This is a genomic window from Flavobacterium plantiphilum (genome assembly GCF_046000495.1).
Lineage (GTDB): Bacteria > Bacteroidota > Bacteroidia > Flavobacteriales > Flavobacteriaceae > Flavobacterium > Flavobacterium plantiphilum.
The window spans coordinates 221,160-244,091 of record NZ_JBELQA010000002.1; the positions used below are offsets into that span (position 1 = coordinate 221,160).

20 protein-coding genes are annotated in these 22,932 nt (G+C 34.9%); 11 read left to right on the forward strand and 9 right to left on the reverse strand.

From position 1 onward, the window contains the following. The first annotated feature begins 65 nt into the window (after positions 1–65). The 3 genes from ABS764_RS03745 to ABS764_RS03755 all read left to right on the forward strand — a co-directional run bounded on the left by ABS764_RS03745 (position 66) and on the right by ABS764_RS03755 (position 2,196). Positions 66–965 (forward strand): S66 peptidase family protein, encoded by a 900-nt coding sequence (locus ABS764_RS03745; RefSeq protein ID WP_408080117.1) that lies wholly within the window; start codon positions 66–68, stop codon positions 963–965. 96 nt (positions 966–1,061) lie between these two features. Continuing rightward, positions 1,062–1,421: a YraN family protein gene (locus tag ABS764_RS03750; RefSeq protein ID WP_408080119.1), complete on the forward strand. Its 360-nt coding sequence runs from the start codon at positions 1,062–1,064 to the stop codon at positions 1,419–1,421. A gap of 118 nt (positions 1,422–1,539) precedes the next feature. Beyond that, positions 1,540–2,196, forward strand: a complete 657-nt coding sequence (locus tag ABS764_RS03755) for an aspartate kinase (protein ID WP_071184243.1) — start codon at positions 1,540–1,542, stop codon at positions 2,194–2,196. Positions 2,197–2,267: 71 nt separating this feature from the next. On the opposite strand, the gene ABS764_RS03760 is transcribed toward ABS764_RS03755, so the two are convergent. The 9 genes from ABS764_RS03760 to ABS764_RS03800 all read right to left on the reverse strand — a co-directional run bounded on the left by ABS764_RS03760 (position 2,268) and on the right by ABS764_RS03800 (position 15,922). Further along, entirely contained in the window at positions 2,268–3,035 is a 768-nt protein-coding gene (locus tag ABS764_RS03760; RefSeq protein ID WP_408080122.1) for an SDR family NAD(P)-dependent oxidoreductase, read from the reverse strand. A gap of 98 nt (positions 3,036–3,133) precedes the next feature. Then, positions 3,134–4,069, reverse strand: coding sequence for a helix-turn-helix domain-containing protein (locus ABS764_RS03765; RefSeq protein WP_408080124.1), 936 nt, complete (start codon positions 4,067–4,069; stop codon positions 3,134–3,136). A 64-nt stretch (positions 4,070–4,133) separates the two neighbouring features. Continuing rightward, on the reverse strand, positions 4,134–5,003 hold the full coding sequence (locus ABS764_RS03770; protein ID WP_408080126.1) for a hypothetical protein: 870 nt from the start codon (positions 5,001–5,003) through the stop codon (positions 4,134–4,136). A gap of 10 nt (positions 5,004–5,013) precedes the next feature. After that, complete coding sequence (locus ABS764_RS03775; RefSeq protein WP_408080128.1) at positions 5,014–7,098, reverse strand: ATP-binding protein; 2,085 nt, start codon at positions 7,096–7,098, stop codon at positions 5,014–5,016. Between the two features lie 129 nt (positions 7,099–7,227). Continuing rightward, entirely contained in the window at positions 7,228–10,602 is a 3,375-nt protein-coding gene (gene mfd, locus ABS764_RS03780; protein ID WP_408080130.1) for a transcription-repair coupling factor, read from the reverse strand. Beyond that, positions 10,595–11,254, reverse strand: coding sequence for a hypothetical protein (locus ABS764_RS03785; protein ID WP_408080132.1), 660 nt, complete (start codon positions 11,252–11,254; stop codon positions 10,595–10,597). Before ABS764_RS03785 ends, mfd begins: the two co-directional genes overlap by 8 nt. A gap of 174 nt (positions 11,255–11,428) precedes the next feature. Next, positions 11,429–13,303 (reverse strand): M1 family metallopeptidase, encoded by a 1,875-nt coding sequence (locus ABS764_RS03790; RefSeq protein ID WP_408080134.1) that lies wholly within the window; start codon positions 13,301–13,303, stop codon positions 11,429–11,431. 60 nt (positions 13,304–13,363) lie between these two features. Next, complete coding sequence (locus ABS764_RS03795) at positions 13,364–14,986, reverse strand: S8 family peptidase (protein WP_408080136.1); 1,623 nt, start codon at positions 14,984–14,986, stop codon at positions 13,364–13,366. A 75-nt stretch (positions 14,987–15,061) separates the two neighbouring features. Then, a complete protein-coding gene (locus ABS764_RS03800) occupies positions 15,062–15,922 on the reverse strand; it encodes an MBL fold metallo-hydrolase (RefSeq protein WP_408080138.1) in 861 nt (286 codons plus the stop codon). 239 nt (positions 15,923–16,161) lie between these two features. On the opposite strand from ABS764_RS03800, the gene ABS764_RS03805 reads away from it, so the two are divergent. The 8 genes from ABS764_RS03805 to ABS764_RS03840 all read left to right on the forward strand — a co-directional run bounded on the left by ABS764_RS03805 (position 16,162) and on the right by ABS764_RS03840 (position 22,894). After that, positions 16,162–16,491, forward strand: a complete 330-nt coding sequence (locus ABS764_RS03805; RefSeq protein WP_408080140.1) for a HesB/IscA family protein — start codon at positions 16,162–16,164, stop codon at positions 16,489–16,491. A 95-nt stretch (positions 16,492–16,586) separates the two neighbouring features. Next, positions 16,587–18,035, forward strand: a complete 1,449-nt coding sequence (gene sufB / locus ABS764_RS03810) for a Fe-S cluster assembly protein SufB (RefSeq protein WP_408080142.1) — start codon at positions 16,587–16,589, stop codon at positions 18,033–18,035. Positions 18,036–18,068: 33 nt separating this feature from the next. Then, entirely contained in the window at positions 18,069–18,821 is a 753-nt protein-coding gene (gene sufC / locus ABS764_RS03815; protein ID WP_408080144.1) for a Fe-S cluster assembly ATPase SufC, read from the forward strand. A gap of 75 nt (positions 18,822–18,896) precedes the next feature. Next, positions 18,897–20,213: a Fe-S cluster assembly protein SufD gene (sufD, locus tag ABS764_RS03820; protein WP_408080146.1), complete on the forward strand. Its 1,317-nt coding sequence runs from the start codon at positions 18,897–18,899 to the stop codon at positions 20,211–20,213. Between the two features lie 205 nt (positions 20,214–20,418). Further along, positions 20,419–21,633 (forward strand): aminotransferase class V-fold PLP-dependent enzyme, encoded by a 1,215-nt coding sequence (locus ABS764_RS03825; protein ID WP_408080148.1) that lies wholly within the window; start codon positions 20,419–20,421, stop codon positions 21,631–21,633. 7 nt (positions 21,634–21,640) lie between these two features. Beyond that, positions 21,641–22,078, forward strand: coding sequence for a hypothetical protein (locus ABS764_RS03830; protein WP_408080150.1), 438 nt, complete (start codon positions 21,641–21,643; stop codon positions 22,076–22,078). Beyond that, complete coding sequence (locus ABS764_RS03835; protein ID WP_408080152.1) at positions 22,068–22,487, forward strand: SufE family protein; 420 nt, start codon at positions 22,068–22,070, stop codon at positions 22,485–22,487. Before ABS764_RS03830 ends, ABS764_RS03835 begins: the two co-directional genes overlap by 11 nt. Before the next feature lie 83 nt (positions 22,488–22,570). Then, complete coding sequence (locus ABS764_RS03840; protein ID WP_408080154.1) at positions 22,571–22,894, forward strand: SUF system Fe-S cluster assembly protein; 324 nt, start codon at positions 22,571–22,573, stop codon at positions 22,892–22,894. The last annotated feature ends 38 nt before the right edge of the window (positions 22,895–22,932 follow it).

A 22,932-nucleotide genomic window follows, 5' to 3' on the forward strand; every position in this document is an offset into this window, starting at 1 on the left:
ACCGAACCATCTGTGTATTTCTGATTTTTATTTTTCAATCTTTCAACATTCAAGCACAACAACAAATGATTACACCTGCCACTTTACAAAAAGGAGATACCGTTGCCATTGTAGCCACAGCCAGAAAATATACGGACAACCATCTGCAGCCAGCCATCGATTTATTACATAGCTGGGGACTGGAAGTGGTTATTGGAAAAAGCATTGGACTTGACAATAACCAGTTAGCGGGATCTGATGAAGAAAGAACTGCCGATTTCCAGACCCAGCTAGACAACCCAAACATCAAAGCCATTTGGTGCGTGAAAGGCGGTTACGGAACGGTTCGTATTATTGATTTATTAGATTTTACAAAATTCAGACAAAATCCAAAATGGATTGTAGGCTTTAGCGATATTACTGTTTTGCACAATCATTTAAACACTTTGGGTTATAAAACTATTCACGGGATTATGCCGGTAACTGCTCCCAGAGCAACATCCGAAGCAAAGGAAACTTTAAAAAAAGCATTATTTAAGCAACCCTTAAGCTATGAAATCCCTTCTGACCCTATGAACAGAACCGGCTTTGCAAAAGGGGAATTAGTAGGTGGAAACCTTTCTATTTTATACAGTTTATTTGGTTCTCCATCGGCAATTGATTGTGAAGATAAAATCTTGTTTATTGAAGATTTAGACGAGTACTTATATCATATTGACCGAATGATGATGAACTTAAAACGCAATGGCTGTCTGGAAAGCATCAAAGGAATTGTGGTAGGTTCTATGACAAAAATGAAAGACAACGATATTCCGTGGGGGAAAAACGCTGTTCAGATTATTGAAGATGTGACTAAGAAATACGATATTCCTGTAATATATAATTTTCCTGCCGGACACATTCAGGACAACAGGGCTTTGATTTTAGGCAGTACTGTATCCATGGAAGTTACTCCGGTAAAAAGCACACTAAAGTTTCAGGATTAATTAATTTTACCATATAAGCCATATAAGTCCACACAAGATAAATGGTTACGGAACTTAATAAACTTTTATGGCTTATATGCTAAAACAAATACAGTAATGGCGGAGCATAACGAATTAGGAAAACTGGGAGAAGAACTGGCTGTTCATTTTTTAAAAGAGAATGGCTATACAATTATAGAAACCAATTGGACTTTTCAAAAAGCCGAAGTCGATATTATTGCCCAAAAAGAAGACACACTGGCTATTATCGAAGTAAAAACCCGTTCTTCTATTGAATTTGGTCTGCCGCAGGACTTTGTGAATTCAAAAAAAATAAAACTACTTACGAAAGCTATCGATAACTACGTAGTTGAAAAAGATCTCGATATTAATGTCAGATTTGACATTATTGCCATCCATTTAGAGAATAAATCTTTTGTAATAGAACATCTTACAGACGCTTTTTATCACTTTTAACGATATTTTTTGTTGTTATTTTTGTAACAAATTGTTTTTTTAATTATATTTGCCTGAATTTTTAACGATTTATCTAAGTAAATCAGATTAAAAACTAAGTAAAAACACCTATTTAATTATGAAAACTGTTTCTTCAATTGTCGAAAATTACATCAAAACAAAACCATTTTTATTAAATGCTTTGTCGCTTGGAATTATCAATTTAACCTCGTTATCCCGAAATATCATGTCGGAATTAGAGAGCGAATTTGGAAAAGAAGTAAAACAGGGTGCTGTTGTCATGTCTCTAAAAAGACTGACTGAAGAACTGGATTTCAGATTGAATCATAAAATCAACAAAGTAATCAAAAACATAGGTGAGATTACCGTTCGTTCTGCCCTGACAGACTACACATTTGCTGTTTCTGAAACCGTTTTAAACAAACAAGCAGAGTTAATTTCGGATATTAACGGTTTCCCGGATGTGTTTTACACTTCGTCAAGAGGAGTAAATGAAATCAATATTGTGGTAAGTAATACGGTAAACAAACTGGTAGACAAACATTTTTCTAACGAAAAACTAATTCAGAAACTAGACAATTTAGCTTCTATTACAGTTAAATTACCAAAAGAAAATATTGTCATTCCGGGGATTTACTACTTCATTTTTCAACGTTTGGCCTGGGAAGGCATTATCATTAATGAAGTAATTTCGACTTCTAATGAATTCACCATTTTAGTGAGTGAAGAACAGGTGGATGTGGCTTTTAAAGTAATTAAAGATCTTAAGAATTAATAAAAAAAGACAAAATACGAAAGCTTCCAGTCTACAAGATTGGAAGCTTTCGTATTTATACACTGACTTGATTACAAGTTCATCCCGCCTGAAACTTCAATACGTTGTGCATTAACCCACTTAGCATCATCAGTACACAAAAACGCTACTACGCCTCCAATATCATCCGGCAAACCGACTCTTCCCAGAGCCGTTACAGAAGCAACAAACTGATTCAACTGCTCGTTATCCCGAACTGCACCACCACCAAAATCAGTTGCTATAGCTCCCGGTGCTACTATATTTACTCTGATTTTTCTTTCTCCTAATTCCTTAGCCTGATATTTTGTCAATGTTTCCATTGCTGTTTTCATACTGGCATAAGCGGCATAACCGGGAAATGAAAAACGGGTCAAACCTGAAGAAACGTTCACAATTCCACCTCCATTATTCATCAGCAAAAGTGCTTTTTGAGTTAAAACAAAAACTCCCTTAAAATGAATATTGAACATATTATCAAGTTGCTCCTCAGTAGTGGTCATAAAACTTTCATGAACTCCTACACCGGCATTATTCACTAAAAAATCAATTTTATCCGTAGCAAAAGTATTTTTCAAAACAGTGGTTACTTCTTCAAAAAAGGAATCAAAACTACCTGATTCCCCCACATTCAACTGAATAGCTGCTGCGCTTTGTCCTAATTTTTCAATTTCGCTGACAACTTTTTTTGCTTCATCAATTTTACTGTGGTAAGTTACTAATACATCAAGTCCTTTTTTAGCCAGACTTAAAGCCATTTCTTTTCCTAATCCGCGGCTTCCGCCGGTAACCAGTGCTATTTTATTTTTTTTGAATTCCATCTTAAAATTTATTTTAAATTAACAAGACAAAATTAAGTATGAACAAAGACCTGTAACTTGTAAATATCAATCGATAATTTGCAAAATTCAAATCCAAATTATTTATCCCTAAAAGACATGGGAGTCAAAGTAGTTTGTTTTTTGAAAAAATTAGAGAAATGTGCCAATTCTTCGAATCCTAACGAATAAGCAATTTCGGAGATGTTCCAGTCCGTTTCTTTCAACAAAATTTTAGCTTCATAAATTAAACGCCGGCTAATCAATTCGGTGGTGGTTTTTCCTGTGTTCTCTTTCAGCACTTTATTCAAATGGTTCACATGAACAGACAATCGATCGGCATAATCTTTCGGTGTTCTTAGTTCTAACCTTTGACGCGAAGACTCAACAGGAAATTGTCTTTCCAGTAATTCTGCAAAAAGTGAAGCCACTCTGGCAGCCGAATTGTGCTTAGAATACAATGCTGTTGCAGGTTGAAGTTTTTGTCCAAAGTGAATTAACTCTGAAACATAATTCCGGATTAAATCATACTTATAGGTATAATCCGAAACAATTTCGTCATGTATTTTTTTAAAAATCAACTCTATTGCTTCTGCTTCCTCCTCTGATACTTCAAAAATCGGAAAACCCTCCGGCTGGAAAATCGGGAGCGTTTCTAAATCAATTCCGCTTTTATCTTTTGTGAAAAATTCCGGTGTAAAAACACAAAAATGCCCAGATTGTTGTTGCAAATCCTGAGGAACATAATGATATGGAATCTTTGGAGTAGCAAATAACAAGGCATGTTTTTCAATATTAATTACCTTATCTGCATATTCTGCCCTATTCTTGCCCTTTATCAAACTTATTTTGTAATAGGCTCTCCTGTCATAAGGCATAACGGGTTTCTCATTGAATGTTTCGTAAAGATCTTTGATATTAAAAACATTAAAATGACCAATTTCTTTTTGAATCCCATCCGGTAATAAAGAAATTTGTTCCGCACTGTCAAAATCAGTGATCTCGGCATAAAATTCGTCAATTGATTTTAATTTCATAAAAATACAAATTTGTAAAAATCAAATATACAAACAATAAGAATATCAGTAAATCATCAAATAATTAATATCCAAAACTAATTCCTACAACCAGAAAATTTTTGCCAAAAAAATCAGTGTTTGCTGAAGCAGCATTATGTATATAATTCAAGGACACGGGCATCGAAATTCCATTTGATAAATCAAACTCTTTAGTTGCTTTAAAACTTAAATTCACTAATGAAGGCTTATCATAATCTGCAAAAGAATAATATTCAGATTCATTATTAAGCACAGCTCCAATGGCAGGTGCTAATGAAATAGTATGAAGTTGTTTACAGGGCGAGTTTTCGAACAAATTAAAAGTATAACCCAATTCTAAATAAGTAGTGTAATTGCGTTTTGGATTATTATTTTCATCATACCGGTAATCATTTCCGCCTATAAATGTACTTATAACGGCATTAAAAGGATATCGATAGCCTTCGGAAAAATCAAAACAAAGCATCGCATCAATGGTTTGCGAACTTGCAGGACCGAAATCAAAAAACTTATTACTTACACCTTCTACCTTTGACACCGAAGGCCAGTAGTAATTCCAAAGCTGGAATTGCAAAAAATCATTAATCTGATAGCTCACATAAAAATCTATTTCCTGATATCCTTTATAATAAGTTTCTCCATCAGGATAAAAATATTCCTTTTTAAAATTAGTAGTTGCCCAAAAACCTAAGGTTAACTTTGGAATAATTTCATATTCAATAGTAGGCTGAACAGCGGCATAATCACCTCCCCAGCATTGTCCACGCCACAGATAACGGTTGACAATATCAACATTTAAACTTAGCTTTTTTTCTTTGACAAGAGTATCTTTTAGCTGTTGATCTTCCTGGGAAAATCCAAAAACTGACAGTAACCCAAAAATCAGAATCCAGTTATTTCTGTGTATCCTCATTAAAATATTTCTAGTATTTATCTATCAGTTCAAATAAACGCTCTCTGCTTAGCGGCTTTGTAATATAATCATCAAATCCTGCCTTTTCAATTTTCATCTTATCTTCAGAAGAAGAATAGGCCGTCTGGGCAATAATAGGCAGTTCAGGACGAATAGGCCGTATTTGTTCAACAGCTTCAAATCCGTTTAAAACCGGCATTTTGATATCCATTAAAACCAGATCAATATTTGAATTGCTGATGCAAATATCTACTGCTTCCTGACCATTTTTAGCTCTGATAATTTCAAAATTCTTGTCTTTCATCATTTTTTGGAACAACAGAAAATTAATATTGTCATCTTCTGCAATCAAAATAGTTTTATTGGCTGATTTCATTCCTTCTTTTTCTTTTATTGGTTTTACTATAATGGGTTCTGATTTTACATATTGCAACGGAATGGAGAAATAAAACGTGGATCCCTCACCCATTTTTGATTCAAAACTAATGGTTCCTCCCAGAATTTCAATATAGGCTTTTGAAATAGAAAGTCCCAGTCCTAAACCTCCTACCTGTATGGATTTGTCATTTTCAACACGTTTAAATCGGTCAAAAACATGCTTATGATGATCTTCTTCGATTCCGGATCCGCTATCCTGAATAGTAAAATGAATTAAATTTTGTTCTTCGTCTATTTCATATTTAAATTTTACAAAACCTTCGTCGGTGTATTTAATGGCATTTGTCAGCAAATTGATGATAACCTGTTTTAATTTAATTTCATCGGTAATTATATTATTTTCTGCCGGGACACTGCTTTTTATCAGTTTAAATTTTATAGTTTTTGTTTTAGGAATCGTGACTTTTAGGGTTTTATACAATTCTACAATACAGGATTCTAAATTAATTTCACTAAAGTTAGGCGAAACCTGATTGGAATCTATTTTAGACATTTCAATTAAATCATCAATAATAGAAACCAGATTCTGACCGTTTTTCTGAATGACGTTTAAATATTCTATTCGCTCTTTTTTATCAATATCTGTATTCAGAATCAGTTCGGTAAAACCATTTATCGCGTTCATGGGTGTTCTGATTTCATGTGATAAATTAGCTAAAAAGGATGCTTTTAATAAGTCTCCTTCTTCGGCTTTTATTTTTGCCTTTATCAGTGCCTGTTTCTGATTGTTATTCTCTTCGAATAAATTTCCTATATAACTGAATTCGCCACTTGACTTTTTTAATTCGGCTATTGCCGCTTTACTTTCATTCTGAAGTGCCTTCCGAACCATGTAAAGAGGCCGGTAAATTAGTTTTTGGGTGTAAAAAACACTTACAAACAAATACACTATAAAAACAATGATTATTGCATATAAAATATTGATTGTATTTTCAAAATAAACATCAAATTTTCTTTCAAACAACAGTTTCCCGATTGGTTTTCCCTGAAAATCTTTCAGAAGATAAACAGAACTCACAACATGCCTTTCCTCAGGGATACGGTCATTAGTGGCCAGAAATTTAATTTTAGAAGAAGTAATAGTTTCTAAATTCTGAATAAAATCAGCATTGATCAAACGTACCGCAAAAAAATAACCTGAAGGTTCTGATTTGTTTTTAAAAGGATCATCAGAAGGATGAACCGTTGCTCCGGTTATCTCTACAATTCCTTCGGGAATTTTTAAGTAAAACCTTCCCATCCTTACATTATCCAGGTAAGTCATTGCTTTCTCAGGAACAAAATCAAGCGTTTTAATTACCGGCGTAGGCGTACGCATTATAAACTGCTTGTCCCGATCATACACACCTAAATAATCAGCTCCGTAAATTTCCAGTTCGTTATTGATGGTTTCCTCATACCAGCTTTTATCTTTTGTAGCAATGAAATTTACAAATTCATCCCAGTTAGTATCATTGTTTAAAGCTGTTAAAATGGGTTTAGATTCCAACACTAACAACTGGTTGATTTTACTTTCAAATAATTCAACAGCATTCTGATATGCTTCTTTTTCTGTCTTATTAATATAATAAAACAAAGCAGCATAAAGCAATAAAAAAACAACACTGGAGGATACTACTAAAATAAGTATTTTTGGGGACGTTTTTTTTAAGGTCATAAATTTTATTACGGTCTCATTAGGGTTAAAAAAATATTAAATTAGTAAAAATAAATACATTTCAAACCCTGTTTTATAAAGTAATCGACAGACAACACCGTAATTAACCAAAGTACTACAAAAAAACCATTAATTATCTTTCCCTCCCAATAGCTCCATCAATTCCAAAGCTCTCCTAGTCGATTTTACGTTATCAAAAGTCAGTAACAAACGCAAACCGTTAGCGGTTTGTTTTTCTTTCATTTTGCAAAGTGAAGGATGTTTTTGAACAAATTGTAACACCTTATGAAAACGATTCGATTGGTAAAAATCGGATTGTTGATCGGACACAAAATAGCCAATCATCTTGCCTTGTTTCATTACCAATTTTTCAATTCCCACTCTCGTTGCAACCCATTTGATGCGAATACTGTTCATTAAGGCATTGGCTCGAGGAGGTAAAGGACCAAAACGGTCAATCAGTTTATTTTGGAAAACAACCAACTCTTCTTCGTTTTTTATGGCAGCCAATTCATTATACAAATTCATTCGCTCTGAAATATTATTGATGTATTCATCCGAAAACAACAACTCAAAATCGGTATCAATTTGCAGATCTTTTACATATTCTTTGGTTTCGATATCATTCTCCACCGGATACAAATCTTTGAATTCGTTTTCTTTCAATTCTTCAATAGCCTCATTCATAATTTTCTGATAGGTATCAAAACCTATTTCGTTAATGAAACCGGATTGTTCACCACCCAATAAATCTCCTGCACCACGAATCTCTAAATCTTTCATCGCGATATTAAATCCGCTGCCGAGTTCACTAAATTGTTCCAAAGCCTGAATACGTTTTCTGGCTTCTTCGGTCATGGACGAATAAGGCGGGCAGATAAAATAACAGAATGCTTTTTTATTACTTCGACCCACACGACCACGCATTTGGTGCAAATCAGACAGACCGAAATTATTGGCATTATTGATAAAAATCGTGTTAGCATTAGGCACGTCCAAACCACTTTCGATAATGGTTGTCGCCACCAAAACATCAAATTCTCCATTCATGAAAGCCAGCATCAACTCTTCGAGTTTTTTTCCGTCCATTTGGCCATGACCGATTCCAACTTTAGCATTTGGTACCAAACGCTGAATCATTCCAGCTACTTCTTTGATATTTTCAATTCGGTTATTGATAAAATAAACCTGTCCGTTACGCTGAATTTCATACGAAATCGCATCCCGGATTACCTCTTCACTAAAACCAATGACATTGGTTTCAATAGGATATCTATTAGGCGGAGGAGTTGTAATCACCGATAAATCTCTTGCCGCCATCAACGAAAACTGTAAAGTCCTAGGAATTGGCGTTGCAGTCAAAGTCAGCGTATCCACATTAGCAGCAATGGTTTTCAACTTGTCTTTTACGTTTACGCCAAATTTTTGTTCCTCATCCACAATCAGTAAGCCCAAGTCTTTAAAAACTACATTTTTGTTCACCAACTGATGCGTTCCAATCACAATATCCAGTTTGCCTTCGGCTAGTTGTTTTAAAGTTTCTGCTTTTTGTTTCGCTGTTCTAAAACGGTTCAAATACCCAATAGAAACCGGCATGTCTTTTAATCGCTCCGAAAAAGTTCTAAAATGCTGGTACGCTAAAATAGTGGTTGGCACCAAAACCGCTACCTGTTTGCTATTGTCCACCGCTTTAAATGCTGCACGGATGGCAACTTCGGTTTTTCCAAAACCTACGTCACCACAAACCAAACGATCCATCGGACGATCGCTTTCCATGTCGGATTTTACTTCCTGAGTCGATTTGGTTTGGTCCGGAGTATCTTCATAAATAAACGAACTTTCTAATTCGTTTTGCAAATAACTGTCCGGCGCATATTGATAACCTTTTTCCAATCGTCTTTTGGCATACAATTGAATCAAATTGAAAGCAATATGTTTGACTCTCGCTTTGGTTTTTTGTTTCAGAGCCTTCCAGGCATTCGAACCTAATTTATATATTTTTGGCGGTGTTCCGTCTTTGCCATTGTATTTTGAAATTTTGTGTAGCGAATGAATACTCACATACACAATGTCATTATCGGCATAAACGAGCTTAATCGCTTCCTGAGTTTTTCCTTCGACCTGGATTTTTTGTAATCCGCCAAATTTCCCAATTCCGTGGTCAATATGCGTTACATAATCGCCAACAGAAAGCGTCGTCAATTCTTTTAAGGTGATATTCTGTTTTTTCGAATAACCGTTTTTGATGCTAAATTTATGATAACGTTCGAAAATCTGATGATCGGTGTAGCAGGAAATTTGGTGTTCTTCATCAATAAAACCCTGATACATCGGTAAAACAATGGTGTTGTATTGTTTGCGGATATTCTCCGAATTGGCTTCGTCCAAGGTTTCGAAAATATCATGAAAACGTTTGGCCTGCGCTTCATTTGAACAAAATAAATAATTTTTGTATCCGTTAAAATGATTCTCGCTCAAATTATTCAACAACAAATCAAATTGCTTGTTGAACGAAGGCTGCGGCTGAATGTGAAATTCAAATTTCTTAGTCGTCCTAAAAATAGCTTTAGAACTCAATTCAACTACCGAAAAATCCAGAGCACGCTTTACAAATGCTTTTTGATCCAGAAATAATTGTTCCGGAGTGGCATGTTTGATATCCTTAGACAATTTTTCAAAAGCTTCTTCGGCTCTTGCAAATTGTTTGTCTAATTGTGCCAATAAATCCTCGGTATTCTGAATAAAAAGTACTGTTTGCTCCGAAATATAATCTAAAAAACTCTCTCTATTTTCTTGAAAAACCTTGTTTTCTACATTGGGAATAATGGTAATTTTCTTTTGTTGTTCCAATGACAATTGGGTAGCCACATCAAAAGTCCGGATACTTTCGACCTCATCACCAAAAAACTCGATTCGGTACGGATTATCATTTGAAAAAGAAAACACATCCACAATCCCGCCACGAACTGAAAATTCGCCTGGCTCCGTTATAAAGTCGACTCTTTTAAATTCGTATTCGAATAAAACTTCATTGATAAAATCAATCGAAATTTTATCGCCCACACTTACTTTCAAGGTATTTTTATCCAAATCCCGACGAGTAACCACTTTTTCAAAAAGTGCTTCGGGATAACTCACAATTACCGCTGGTTTTTTACGGGAATTAATGCGGTTTAATACTTCGGCACGAAGCAAAACATTGGCATTGTCGGTTTCTTCTATTTGGTACGGACGGCGGTACGAACTGGGATAAAACAAAACATCCTGCTCGCCAATCATTTGTTCTAAATCGTTCAGATAATAAGCCGCTTCTTCTTTGTTATTTAAAATCACCAAAAAGGGAAGCTCTGCTTTTTTAAACGCCGAACGAATCACGAATGAAACAGCCGATCCCAGCAAACCGCTCAAATGTAATTTTACTGTATTTTTTTCCTGTAATAAAGCAACAATTTGCTGCGTTTTAGGCGAAGTTTCGTAGAGGGTATATAAGGCAGATTTACTCAACTCTGGCGTCGTTTGGGTTAATTATTGCTCGTGTACTGGCCGGGATAACGGATGGATTGGGCAATACCATATTCGGATTATTAGGAATCGCCCGAGCCGAATCCAATAACATTCTTCTCATTTCATCTTCTCCTTCTTCAACCGGAATTTTACTTTTCTCCGTTAAAATATCCATCTGACGTTGCAATGTGGCTAGTTCTTTATTGATTTCGCCCACTAATTGTACTACTTTCTGATCCGGAATTTCGTCCAGATGAATGTACATATCCATCAGACGAACCTTAGTAATCAAAACTGAAATACGGGTTTTTATTTGGGGTTTATTAAATAATTCCGGGACATTATTTCGTAGTGCCAATGCTTTCTTAGAAATTGCTTTGGCTTTTTGCTGGTAAGCACTAATGGTCATTTTAGGTTTACGAGCTAATTCCTCAATAAACAAGCGCAACTCATTCCAGGTTTTTACTGTTTCTTCGGTAGCTTCATTAATAGGTTCGTCATAAAAATCCCAGCCTTTTTTGATATTTTCAAAAATGACTTTTTTCTTTTGGGCATCTTTGGCATTTTCAGCCAGCCTTTTTTGTTCGTCTTCTCCTTTACAGGAAGCCAGCAAAATCAGCAGACCAAAAATATATACTAGTTTGTTTTTCATCGAATTTTTCATTGAACGGCAAAGTTACAAAGTAAATTGATATTAAAAGAGGCAAATCTTGCTATGAAAATGCTCTTTTTGGGCGTTACCCAAGGGTCGGGCTTTTCGTTTCAATCTTTTGTTTTTTAAAGAGAAAAACAAAAGGATTTACACTGCAATCCCTAACGCAACTCCCTACTTCACCTCAACACTATTATTTTTCAATTGTACATCAGCCATTAAACCACTTGGGTCAATGGTAATTTTTTTGATGCTGCTTTTAGGCTTTGAAATGGTCAACTCGTATTTTGGGTTAGCCCAAGGCCAGTCATTCAACACTGTTCTTTTTATTGACGGATTCGGATTTTCTTTTTCAAAATACATCATTCGCAACGGAATATAGAAACTTTCAACAGTTCCATCAGTATATTCGACTAAAAGATCAATAGGCATTGGCATGCTTCCTATTCTTTCCAAACTTACTAGTGTAGTTGCTCCTTTTTCTGTAACGGATTTAATTCCGTAATCAATAGTGTTTGTCGTTTGTGTCCAATCATTTAAATACCAATCGAGTTCTGCTCCCGAAACGCGTTCGGCAGTACGCTTAATATCATTAGGAGTAGGATGTTTGAATTTGAAATCCTGATAATATTTTTTGATCGTCTTAGCTAAATTATCCTGACCAATCAAATAACCCAATTGCGACAGAAAAATACTTCCTTTGATATAAGAAGAAATACTATAAGAGCGATTTTCGTCGTACCTGTCGCCATGTGTGGTTTGTGGCTGCTCTTTACCTGATTTTACCAAATCAGCATACAGTAAATAATTTGTTTTAAAAGGATTTGATTCTTTTTTAACTGCAAATTCATTGACAGCCAAATCCTCTACATACGTGGTAAAACCCTCATCCATCCACGGATGTTTAGACTCATTAGAAGCTAAAATATGCTGAAACCAGGCATGACCTAACTCGTGAGTAGCGGTACCAAAAATCCCTTCCAGAGTTCCGTTTCCTAAAATCAGAGTACACATGGCATACTCCATTCCGCCATCACCACCCTGAATAAAAGAATATTGTTTGTACGGATAATCGCCAATTGTTTTATTATAAAAATCCATCACCTGAACCATTAAAGGTTGTAGATTTTTCCAGTTTTCAATAATCTTTGGATTGTTTTTATATAAAAAATGCAAATCTACATCATTGGGTCCTTTTACCACATCATGGATGTATTCTTTATCGGCTGCCCAGGTAAAATCATGTACCATTGGCGCTACAAAATGCCAGGTCAGGTTTTTGGTTCTTTTGGGATATTTTACTTCAACACCGTTTTCCTGATAACCATGTCCTATTTCGTTAGCGTTTTGTAAATAACCTGAACCTCCTAAAACATAGTCTTTATCAATAGTAATTTTGACATCAAAATTACCCCAGACACCGTGAAATTCTCTGGCGATATAAGGATCGGCATGCCAGCCTTCAAAATCAAATTCGGCTATTTTAGGATACCATTGCGACATCGAAAAAGCGATACCTTCCACATTGTTTCTGCCCGAACGACGAATCTGAACCGGAACCTGTCCGTCAAAATTCAATGTAAAAGTAGTTTTAGAATGAGGCAAAATGGGCTTTGCCAAAACCACTTCTAAAATAGTACCGGTAATTTTTGTTTTTGCTTCAACACCATCTTGTTCAAAATTGCTGATTTTTAAATAGCCTGTTTCATCGGGTTTCAAATTCTGGATTCGGTTTTCTTTAACCTCTTTTCCATCCATTTTTGTTTTTCTCACCATTCGGGCATCGGCGTCCTTGATATTACCGGCTCTTTCGGCCATTTCGCTGCCGGGCTGGAAAGCATTTGGATACAAATGATAATATACTTTCTTCAAAGTATCCGAAGAATTATTGGTGTAAACCAGTTCCTGCGTGCCCTGGTATTGATATTTCTTAGCATCCATAACAACATCCATTTTATAATCAACGGCTTGCTGCCAATAAGGAGCATTTTGGGCAACTAAAGAAAATGCATTTGATAAAATTAACGATAACAGCAGAATTTTTCTCATTTGTATTTAATAAAAAAAGGAAGGATAAATACCCTTCCATTTGATTTTTAATTTATAAAATTATTTTTTAGCCATTTGATTTGCCATCAAAATGGCGTTATAAGCGTTTACTATTTTGCCAGTTTTTGATAATTCATTAAAAGGTCGAACGTCCTGTGGATTTCCACCTACCACAACATCGTTACTGATTACCACACCCGAATCCATCAAAATCTGTTTTACTTGTGAAGCCTTCAATTTTGGATAATACGAACGAATTAAAGCTGCAACTCCGGCAACATTTGGTGCAGCCATTGAAGTTCCCTGTAAAAACTTATAGGTATTCTCAGGAGTTGTAGCGTAAATTTTTACTCCGGGAGCAAATACATCTACATTTATTTTTCCAATGTTTGAAAAACGAGCCACGATATTTTTTCCATATTCAAAATTCAAAGCGCCCACAGTGATTAAATTATCTGAAATCTCCGTTTTTTTATCTTCAGAATCATTTGGGAAATTATCATAGAAATCAATATTTTTAGCATCATTTCCAGCGGCATGAACGATTAAAACATCTTTCTCAGCAGCATATTTTATAGCATCAAAAACCCAGTTTTTATGTGGAGAAAAACTTTTTCCAAAGCTTCCGTTAATTACTTTTGCTCCATTGTCAACAGCATAACGAATCGCTAATGCAATATCTTTGTCATACTCATCTCCATCAGGAACGGCACGTGCAGTAAGGATTTCAACATTATTAGCAATTCCGTCTCCTCCAATGTTGTTGTTTCTCACCTGCGCTACAATTCCGGCAACATGAGTTCCGTGTAAAGCTTCATTTTTATCGGGACCTATGACATTGTTGTTCCCATAATTAGTATCGGCAATATCATTAGGGTTATCTCCCAGTACTTTTCTATAGTCTGTATCTAAATTATCTTTTTTTAAGAGTTCCTCTTTAGCGTCTAATTCTTTTTGAATTTCTGTCTTCAAATCGGCAATTGGCATCCCAAAAGAAAACATCTTTTGGATAATCATAGTGCTTTTTTGAACCAAAGTATCCTTAGAATCAATAGTTTTCACCTCATCTAAGGTATAGATTTCTTTTTTTAATTGTTTTTTAATAATATCGTCCGCTTTAGTTGCTTGAGCTAATAAAGTACCTAGATAGTTTTTCTCGTTCTGTGCGTCAGAGATTTTTTTATCGTAGATTTTTTTAGCTTCCTGATAAGTGGCTTCATCTACCAGCGATTTGTCTTTAATGATTCTCTCATATTCTAAATGTTCTTTAGTAATGTCACCCAGAAAATTCCAACCATGAATATCATCTATATAGCCGTTTTTATCATCATCAATTCCGTTGTCAGGAATTTCTTTTGGGTTAGTCCAGACTACTGATTTTAAGTCTTCGTGTTCAATATCCACGCCAGAATCTACGATTCCAACGATTACTTTTTGAGCTTTTCTGTTTTTAAGCAATTCGGCATAAGCTCTATTGACACTCATTCCGGGAACGGTATCTTTTACGATATCATATTGATTCCAAAACTTCAATTGGTCATCCGTTAAAGCCTTCTTTTTTGTAACATTTTCTGGCGCTGTAATAGCAGTTATTGATTTATAATTGGGCAATTTTTGTGCCCCACATCCTGCTAAAACTATAGCAGAAAACAGCGAAAGGCTAAGGGATTTTACTGTATTCATATACATTCATTATTTTGTCAATTTCAAATATAGATTAAAAATAATTTTTCTATTCGAAAATTTTCAGGATTAACACTAGATTAAGATATCAGCACAACTAAAAACCTCCGATAATCGCACACCTTTTTCGGTGTGCTGCACCGTTATAATCTCGTTATGTGCATCATGTTCCATAAATAAATAGTAATTATTATCGGCTGCAGCGTTCATGAACTTTGTCTTTTCATCCATTGTTAAAAGTGGTCTTGTATCGTATCCCATCACATAAGGAATAGGAATATGTCCGGCTGTTGGCAACAAATCGGCACAAAAAACGATGGTTTTACCTTTGTACTGAATATGCGGAATCATCTGTTTTTCGGTATGTCCATCAACAAATAAAATTCCTAAATCCAACTCTGATTTTTCTAAAAAATCGGCTTCGTTTCTGGCAATAAAATGCAGCTGTCCGCTTTGCTGCACTGGCAAAATATTCTCACTCAGAAAAGAAGCTTTTTCACGGGAATTGGGTTCAGTTGCCCATTGCCAATGATTTTCATTCGACCAAAATCGAGCATTTTTAAAAGCCGGTTCGTAAGCTGTTTTATCTGCATTCCACTGAATACAACCTCCACAATGATCAAAATGCAAATGGGTCAGAAATACATCAGTAATATCGTCACGGTGAAACCCAAATTTAGCTAAAGAACCATCCATAGAATGCGTTCCCCAAAGCGAATAATACCCAAAAAACTTCTCTGATTGCTTATTTCCCATTCCGCTATCAATCAAAATTAAGCGATTGCCATCTTCAATGAGTAAACAACGTGCAGCAATATCAATTAGATTATTAGCGTCAGCGGGATTGGTTTTGTTCCAAATTGTTTTGGGTACAACACCAAACATGGCACCGCCATCCAGTTTAAAATTACCGGTTTCTATCGGATAAAGTTTCATATCTTTTATTTAAAAAATTCTAAAATAATTAGCAATGGCAATTTATGCAAAAGGAATGCATTTGTAAAAATAAAATGACTCAATATTATTTAATAAACCAAAATAAAATATACTCATTCTAAATAACTATGATAAATAACTATTATCTATTTGCTTATTAGTTATAAAAATGTTATCTATTGTGCAATACCGTTTTTATGCCTTATCTTTGCAGTTAATTTAGACAAAATCAACACACAATGATAAAGGTTTCTGATACTGCCAAAAAGAAAATCATCGACTTGATGAAAGAAGATGGTTTTGATGCCGCCACAGATTATGTAAGAGTAGGTGTTAAAAGCGGCGGATGCTCGGGCTTATCCTATGATTTAAAGTTCGACAAAAACAAAGGTGAAGACGATAAAATCTTCATAGACAACGACATTACGATTGCCGTAGAAAAAAAATCATTTCTATATCTGGCCGGAACAATTTTAGAATTTTCAGGTGGATTAAACGGAAAAGGATTTGTTTTTAACAACCCAAATGCAAGCAGAACTTGTGGATGTGGAGAAAGTTTTTCTTTGTAAAACCAGACTACAATTTTTTAAAGAATTTTTTTAATCTTTAAATTTTCACCCAAGTCTCACAGGCTGCCGGAGAAAATAATATTTAAATAAAAAAAATGAGTAAATATACAGAAGACGATTTAAAAATCGAACTCGAAACGAAAGAGTACGAGTACGGATTTTACACCAATTTGGAATCGGAAACGTTTCCTATTGGTTTAAATGAAGATATTGTTCGTGCCATTTCACAAAAGAAAGGCGAACCTCAGTGGATGACGGACTGGCGCATTGAAGCTTACAAAGCCTGGGAAGAAATGACTGAGCCGGAGTGGGCCAATGTAAATTATGTTAAACCTGATTTTCAGGCTATTTCTTACTATTCAGCACCAAAAACGGTAGACCCGAATAAAACACTTGACGATGTAGATCCTGAACTTTTGGAAATGTACAAAAAGTTAGGCATCTCTGTTGATGAGCAAAAAATGATGAATAATGTAGCTATGGATATTGTAGTTGACTCGGTTTCTGTTGCTACTACATTCAAGAAAACATTAGGCGAAAAAGGGATTATCTTTATGAGTATCTCTGAAGCTATCAAAGAACATCCGGAATTAGTACGTAAATATTTAGGAACAGTAGTACCGCAAAAAGATAACTTTTATGCCGCTTTGAACTCGGCTGTTTTCTCTGATGGTTCTTTTTGTTACATTCCAAAGGGTGTGAAATGCCCTATGGAATTATCAACTTATTTCCGTATCAATCAGGCGGGAACAGGTCAGTTTGAAAGAACTCTGGTTATTGCCGATGAAGGAAGTTATGTGTCTTACTTAGAAGGCTGTACAGCTCCAAGTCGTGATGAAAATCAATTGCACGCAGCAGTGGTAGAATTAATTGCACTTGACGATGCTGAAATTAAATATTCTACGGTTCAAAACTGGTTTCCTGGAAATAAAGAAGGAAAAGGTGGAGTTTACAATTTTGTAACCAAAAGAGGTTTATGCGAAACCAATGCTAAAATTTCGTGGACTCAGGTAGAAACAGGATCTGCGATTACGTGGAAATATCCTTCCTGTGTATTAAAAGGAGATAATTCAGTAGGCGAATTTTATTCTATTGCAGTCACAAACAACTTCCAGCAGGCAGATACCGGAACAAAAATGATTCATTTAGGTAAAAACACTAAATCGACTATTATTTCAAAAGGTATTTCTGCAGGAAAATCTCAAAATAGTTACAGAGGATTAGTGCAAATAAGTCCAAGAGCCGAAAACGCCCGTAACTTCTCTCAATGTGATTCCTTATTAATGGGTAACAATTGTGGAGCACATACTTTCCCTTATATCGAAAGTAAAAATCCAACCGCTAAAATTGAGCACGAAGCAACTACTTCTAAAATTGGAGAAGATCAGGTTTTCTATTGCAACCAACGTGGAATACCTACTGAAAAAGCGATTGCCTTAATCGTAAACGGTTTCAGTAAAGACGTATTGAACAAGTTGCCAATGGAATTTGCCGTTGAAGCTCAAAAATTACTGGAAATCTCATTAGAAGGTTCAGTAGGATAATCATAATCAAAGTATAAAAAACACATTCGAAAAATGTTATCAATAAAAAATCTACAAGCCTCAATAGGCGATAAAGAAATTCTTAAAGGAATTAACCTTGAAGTAAAAGCAGGAGAAGTTCATGCAATTATGGGACCGAATGGAGCCGGAAAAAGTACACTTTCTGCAATCATTGCAGGAAATGAAAACTACGAAGTTACAGAAGGTGAAATCTTGTTAGAAAACGAAGATATCTCTGAATTAGCTCCTGAAGAAAGAGCACACAAAGGCGTATTTCTTTCGTTCCAGTATCCTGTAGAAATTCCTGGAGTTTCGGTAACCAACTTCATGAAAACCGCTATCAACGAAACCCGTAAAGCCAATGGTCAGGAAGAAATGCCGGCTAACGAAATGTTGAAAGTAATTCGTGAGAAATCAGAATTATTAGAAATTGACCGTAAATTTTTGTCGCGTTCTCTTAACGAAGGGTTTTCAGGTGGAGAGAAAAAACGTAATGAGATTTTTCAAATGGCAATGTTAGAGCCTAAACTGGCTATTCTTGATGAAACTGATTCCGGATTAGACATCGATGCTTTACGAATTGTGGCTAATGGAGTAAACAAATTAAAAAGTGATAAAAACGCTATTATCGTAATTACACACTACCAAAGATTATTAGAATATATCGTTCCTGATTTTGTTCACGTATTATATAACGGTAAAATTGTAAAATCCGGTGACGCCAGTCTGGCTTTAGAATTAGAAGAAAAAGGATACGACTGGATTAAACAAGAGCAAGAAGTATAGAATTAGTTTACAGTTACAGTTAGCAGTTTACAAAACTCACAACTCATAACTTATAACTCACAACTAAAAAACAAAATGGAATTAAAAGAAAAATTAATATCATCGTTCATGGCCTTTGAAGAGCGCATCGATGTTCATTCAGAACTGCATGATGTGAGAACTTCAGCTTTAAAAAACTTTGAAACAAAAGGTTTCCCTACTAAAAAAGAAGAAGCCTGGAAATACACTTCGTTAAATGCCATACTGAAAAATGACTTTACCGTTTTTCCTAAAAAAGACAGTGCAATAGAATTTAATCAGGTAAAAAAATACTTTATTCACGAAATCGATACTTATAAAGTAGTTTTTATTGATGGTATTTTTAGTTCTCATTTGTCTTCAACCACTCACGATGGAATCGACGTTTGTTTGATGTCTTCGGCATTGACAAAACCAAAATACAAAATGGTTATTGATAATTATTTTAACAAAATTGCCAGTAAAGATGATAGCCTGACTTCATTAAACACTGCTTTTGCCTGTGAAGGTGCTTACATAAATATCCCAAAAAGCAAAGTAGCTGACAAACCTATTGAAATCATGTATTTCTCTACAGGAAATGAATCAGCATTGATGACACAGCCGAGAAACTTAGTGATTGTAGGCGAGAATTCTCATGTACAAATTATTGAACGTCACCAAAGTTTAAGTGAAAATCCTGTTCTGACTAATTCAGTTACCGAAATTTTTGCTCAAAAACGTGCTATTGTAGATTATTATAAAATTCAAAATGATAATCATCAGGCTAATCTAATTGACAATACTTATGTTTCTCAGCAAAAAGAAAGCCATGCTTCTGTGCATACTTTTTCTTTTGGTGGAAACCTTACCAGAAACAACCTGAACTTCTACCACTACGGCGAAAGGCTGACAAGTACACTGAACGGAATTACCATTATTGGTGAAAAACAACACGTAGATCACTACACATTAGTAAATCATGCGGAACCTAACTGTGAGAGTTTCCAAGATTACAAAGGAATCTTCTCGGACCGTTCAACAGGAGTTTTCAACGGAAAAGTGTATGTAGAAAAAGAAGCTCAGAAAACGAATGCTTTCCAAAAAAGCAACAACATTTTATTGAGTGATAAAGCAACTATCAATGCGAAACCACAATTGGAAATTTTTGCCGATGATGTAAAATGTTCACACGGATGTACTGTGGGGCAATTAGACGAAACGGCTTTATTCTATATGCAACAAAGAGGAATTCCTAAAAAAGAAGCCAAAGCTTTATTGATGTACGCTTTCTCTAATGCAGTTATAGAAAATATCAAAATACCGGAATTAAAACAAAGAATTACTAAAATCATCGCTATGAAATTAGGCGTGAAATTAGGATTTGATTTGTAATATTAAAAAAACAATACTGCTGACGCAAAGTTTTAATTCATTTAGAACTTTGCGTTTTTTTTATGACTGAAATTTTACAGCCAAAAAGACGTTTATTTATTTCATATCAATTAAACTGATACAACAATCAATCAAAACGAATAATAGCCGTTAAAAACAATTTTAGTTTTAGTACTTTTGTATAATAGAATTTTTCTAAATAGTTATGCTGGACATTCAAAAAATAAGAGCCGATTTTCCAATTCTGAACGAAAAAGTAAATGGAAAACCATTAGTATATTTCGACAACGGAGCTACTTCGCAAAAACCACAGGTGGTTATTGATGCGATTTCAAAATATTATCAGGAAATCAATGCCAACATTCACCGTGGCGTTCATACACTAAGCCAGTTAGCCACTGATGCTTATGAAATTTCCCGTAAAAAAGTACAAAATCACATTAATGCCAAACATGCTCACGAAGTACTTTTTACTTCAGGAACAACTTTTGGAATCAATTTGGTTGCTAATGGTTTTGCTTCCATTTTAAAACCAGATGATGAAGTGATCGTTTCACATTTAGAACATCACAGTAACATTGTGCCCTGGCAAATGCTTTGTGAAAAAACGGGAGCTGTATTGAAAGTCATCCCAATGAACGAAAACGGAGAATTAATCATGTCGGAATACGATAAATTACTTTCTGAGAAAACTAAAATTGTTACGGTAAATCATATCTCTAATGCTTTAGGTATTATCAACCCTGTTAAATACATGATTGATAAAGCTCATAAAGTGGGAGCTGCAGTATTTATTGACGGAGCACAATCAGCTGCACATTTAAAACCTGATGTTCAGGCGCTGGATTGTGATTTTTATGCCTTTTCAGGACATAAGATGTGCGGGCCAACCGGAACCGGAATTTTATACGGAAAAGAATCGTGGTTAAACAAATTACCGCCTTATCAGGGCGGTGGGGAAATGATTAAGGAAGTAACTTTCGAAAAAACTACTTACGCAGATTTACCTCATAAATTTGAAGCAGGAACGCCCAATATTGCCGGAGGAATCGTATTAGGAACCGCTATCGACTATTTGAATACTGTTGGGTTTGAAAACATTCAACAACAAGAATTGGAATTGTTAGCTTATGCAACCCAGCGTTTATCAGAAATTGAAGGTCTGCGTATTTATGGAAATTCAAAAAACAAAACCTCAGTGATTTCTTTTAATATCGAAGGAATTCATCCTTATGACATTGGCAGTATTATTGATAAATTAGGAATCGCAGTAAGAACAGGACACCATTGTGCCCAACCTATTATGAATTTTTATGGAATTCCCGGAACTATAAGAGCTTCATTCTCTTTTTACAACACCAAAGAAGAAATTGATGCCTTAGTTGAAGCGGTTAAAAAAGCCCAATTAATGTTATCCTAAAACAAATATGAAAATACTATCGTTATTATTATTGACCTTTTTTCTGGGCAAAGGCTGTCAGGGTGATGTACTACAAAATATGGATACAGCACAAATAACATACACAGCAAATACCAGAGGTTATTATTACGAAGTAATTATAGAAAAACATATTGCGAGTATAAAAAAAAACAGAGCAGAAAAAGCTGTTGTTGTTAAAATATCAGATACTGACTGGAAAGAGCTGGTTAATCTTTTTCAGGAGCTGGATTTAGAAGAACTGAAAAATCTGAAATCACCTACCGAAAAACGTTTTTATGATGGTGCAGCAATAGCCAGTCTGAAAATAAATTACGAAGGCAAAAACTATGAATCACAAAGTTTTGATCATGGTTTTCCACCTGTAGAGATAAAAAAATTAGTGACTAAAATAAATTCATTTGCAAAACAAAACAATGAAAATTAAAGATATACAAGAAGAAATAGTGGACGAATTTTCGATGTTTGATGACTGGATGCAGCGTTATGAATACATCATCGAACTGGGAAAAAACCTTCCGCTAATCAAAGAAGAATCAAAAATTGACGAAAACTTAATTAAAGGCTGTCAGTCTAAAGTGTGGTTACAAGGAGAGAAAAAGGATGATAAAATAGTTTTTACGGCTGATAGTGATGCCATATTAACCAAAGGGATTATTGCCATTTTAATTCGTGTTTTTTCAAATCAGACCCCTAAAGATATCATTGATGCCGAAATGGATTTCATTGACGAAATAGGCTTAAAAGAACACTTATCTCCTACCAGGGCTAATGGTTTGGTTTCGATGATTAAGAATATAAAAATGTACGCTTTAGCATTTGATTCAAAAAAATAAACTTTTTAAAACAGAAACAAAAAACTTATAGGACTTATATGTTTAAAAAAATAAGCCCTGTAATTTAACAAAAAAACAAAAAAATGGAACAAGAAATAGACACCAACCAATTAGGAGAAGCAATCGTAATGAAATTAAAAACAATTTACGACCCTGAAATTCCTGTAGATATTTACGAATTAGGATTGATTTACGATGTAATGATCAATACAGATTATGAAGTAAAAATCCTGATGACACTGACCTCTCCAAACTGTCCGGTAGCGGAAAGCTTGCCAAGAGAAGTTGAAGAAAAAGTAAAATCTATTGAAAACATCAAAGGTGCTGAAGTAGAAATTACTTTTGACCCGCCGTGGAGCAAAGATTTAATGAGCGAAGAAGCAAAATTAGAATTAGGAATGCTTTAAAAAATTGCAGTCAATGTTTAGGAATCAGTACACAACTG

Excerpts from the sequence above, each read along its gene's own strand:
- ABS764_RS03745 (WP_408080117.1), top strand. The coding sequence starts at position 66 with ATGATTACACCTGCCACTTTACAAAAAGGAGATACCGTTGCCATTGTA.
- ABS764_RS03750 (WP_408080119.1), top strand. The coding sequence starts at position 1,062 with ATGGCGGAGCATAACGAATTAGGAAAACTGGGAGAAGAACTGGCTGTT.
- ABS764_RS03755 (WP_071184243.1), top strand. The coding sequence starts at position 1,540 with ATGAAAACTGTTTCTTCAATTGTCGAAAATTACATCAAAACAAAACCA.
- ABS764_RS03760 (WP_408080122.1), bottom strand. The coding sequence starts at position 3,035 with ATGGAATTCAAAAAAAATAAAATAGCACTGGTTACCGGCGGAAGCCGC.
- ABS764_RS03765 (WP_408080124.1), bottom strand. The coding sequence starts at position 4,069 with ATGAAATTAAAATCAATTGACGAATTTTATGCCGAGATCACTGATTTT.
- ABS764_RS03770 (WP_408080126.1), bottom strand. The coding sequence starts at position 5,003 with ATGAGGATACACAGAAATAACTGGATTCTGATTTTTGGGTTACTGTCA.
- ABS764_RS03775 (WP_408080128.1), bottom strand. The coding sequence starts at position 7,098 with ATGACCTTAAAAAAAACGTCCCCAAAAATACTTATTTTAGTAGTATCC.
- ABS764_RS03785 (WP_408080132.1), bottom strand. The coding sequence starts at position 11,254 with ATGAAAAACAAACTAGTATATATTTTTGGTCTGCTGATTTTGCTGGCT.
- ABS764_RS03790 (WP_408080134.1), bottom strand. The coding sequence starts at position 13,303 with ATGAGAAAAATTCTGCTGTTATCGTTAATTTTATCAAATGCATTTTCT.
- ABS764_RS03795 (WP_408080136.1), bottom strand. The coding sequence starts at position 14,986 with ATGAATACAGTAAAATCCCTTAGCCTTTCGCTGTTTTCTGCTATAGTT.
- ABS764_RS03800 (WP_408080138.1), bottom strand. The coding sequence starts at position 15,922 with ATGAAACTTTATCCGATAGAAACCGGTAATTTTAAACTGGATGGCGGT.
- ABS764_RS03805 (WP_408080140.1), top strand. The coding sequence starts at position 16,162 with ATGATAAAGGTTTCTGATACTGCCAAAAAGAAAATCATCGACTTGATG.
- sufB (WP_408080142.1), top strand. The coding sequence starts at position 16,587 with ATGAGTAAATATACAGAAGACGATTTAAAAATCGAACTCGAAACGAAA.
- sufC (WP_408080144.1), top strand. The coding sequence starts at position 18,069 with ATGTTATCAATAAAAAATCTACAAGCCTCAATAGGCGATAAAGAAATT.
- sufD (WP_408080146.1), top strand. The coding sequence starts at position 18,897 with ATGGAATTAAAAGAAAAATTAATATCATCGTTCATGGCCTTTGAAGAG.
- ABS764_RS03825 (WP_408080148.1), top strand. The coding sequence starts at position 20,419 with ATGCTGGACATTCAAAAAATAAGAGCCGATTTTCCAATTCTGAACGAA.
- ABS764_RS03830 (WP_408080150.1), top strand. The coding sequence starts at position 21,641 with ATGAAAATACTATCGTTATTATTATTGACCTTTTTTCTGGGCAAAGGC.
- ABS764_RS03835 (WP_408080152.1), top strand. The coding sequence starts at position 22,068 with ATGAAAATTAAAGATATACAAGAAGAAATAGTGGACGAATTTTCGATG.
- ABS764_RS03840 (WP_408080154.1), top strand. The coding sequence starts at position 22,571 with ATGGAACAAGAAATAGACACCAACCAATTAGGAGAAGCAATCGTAATG.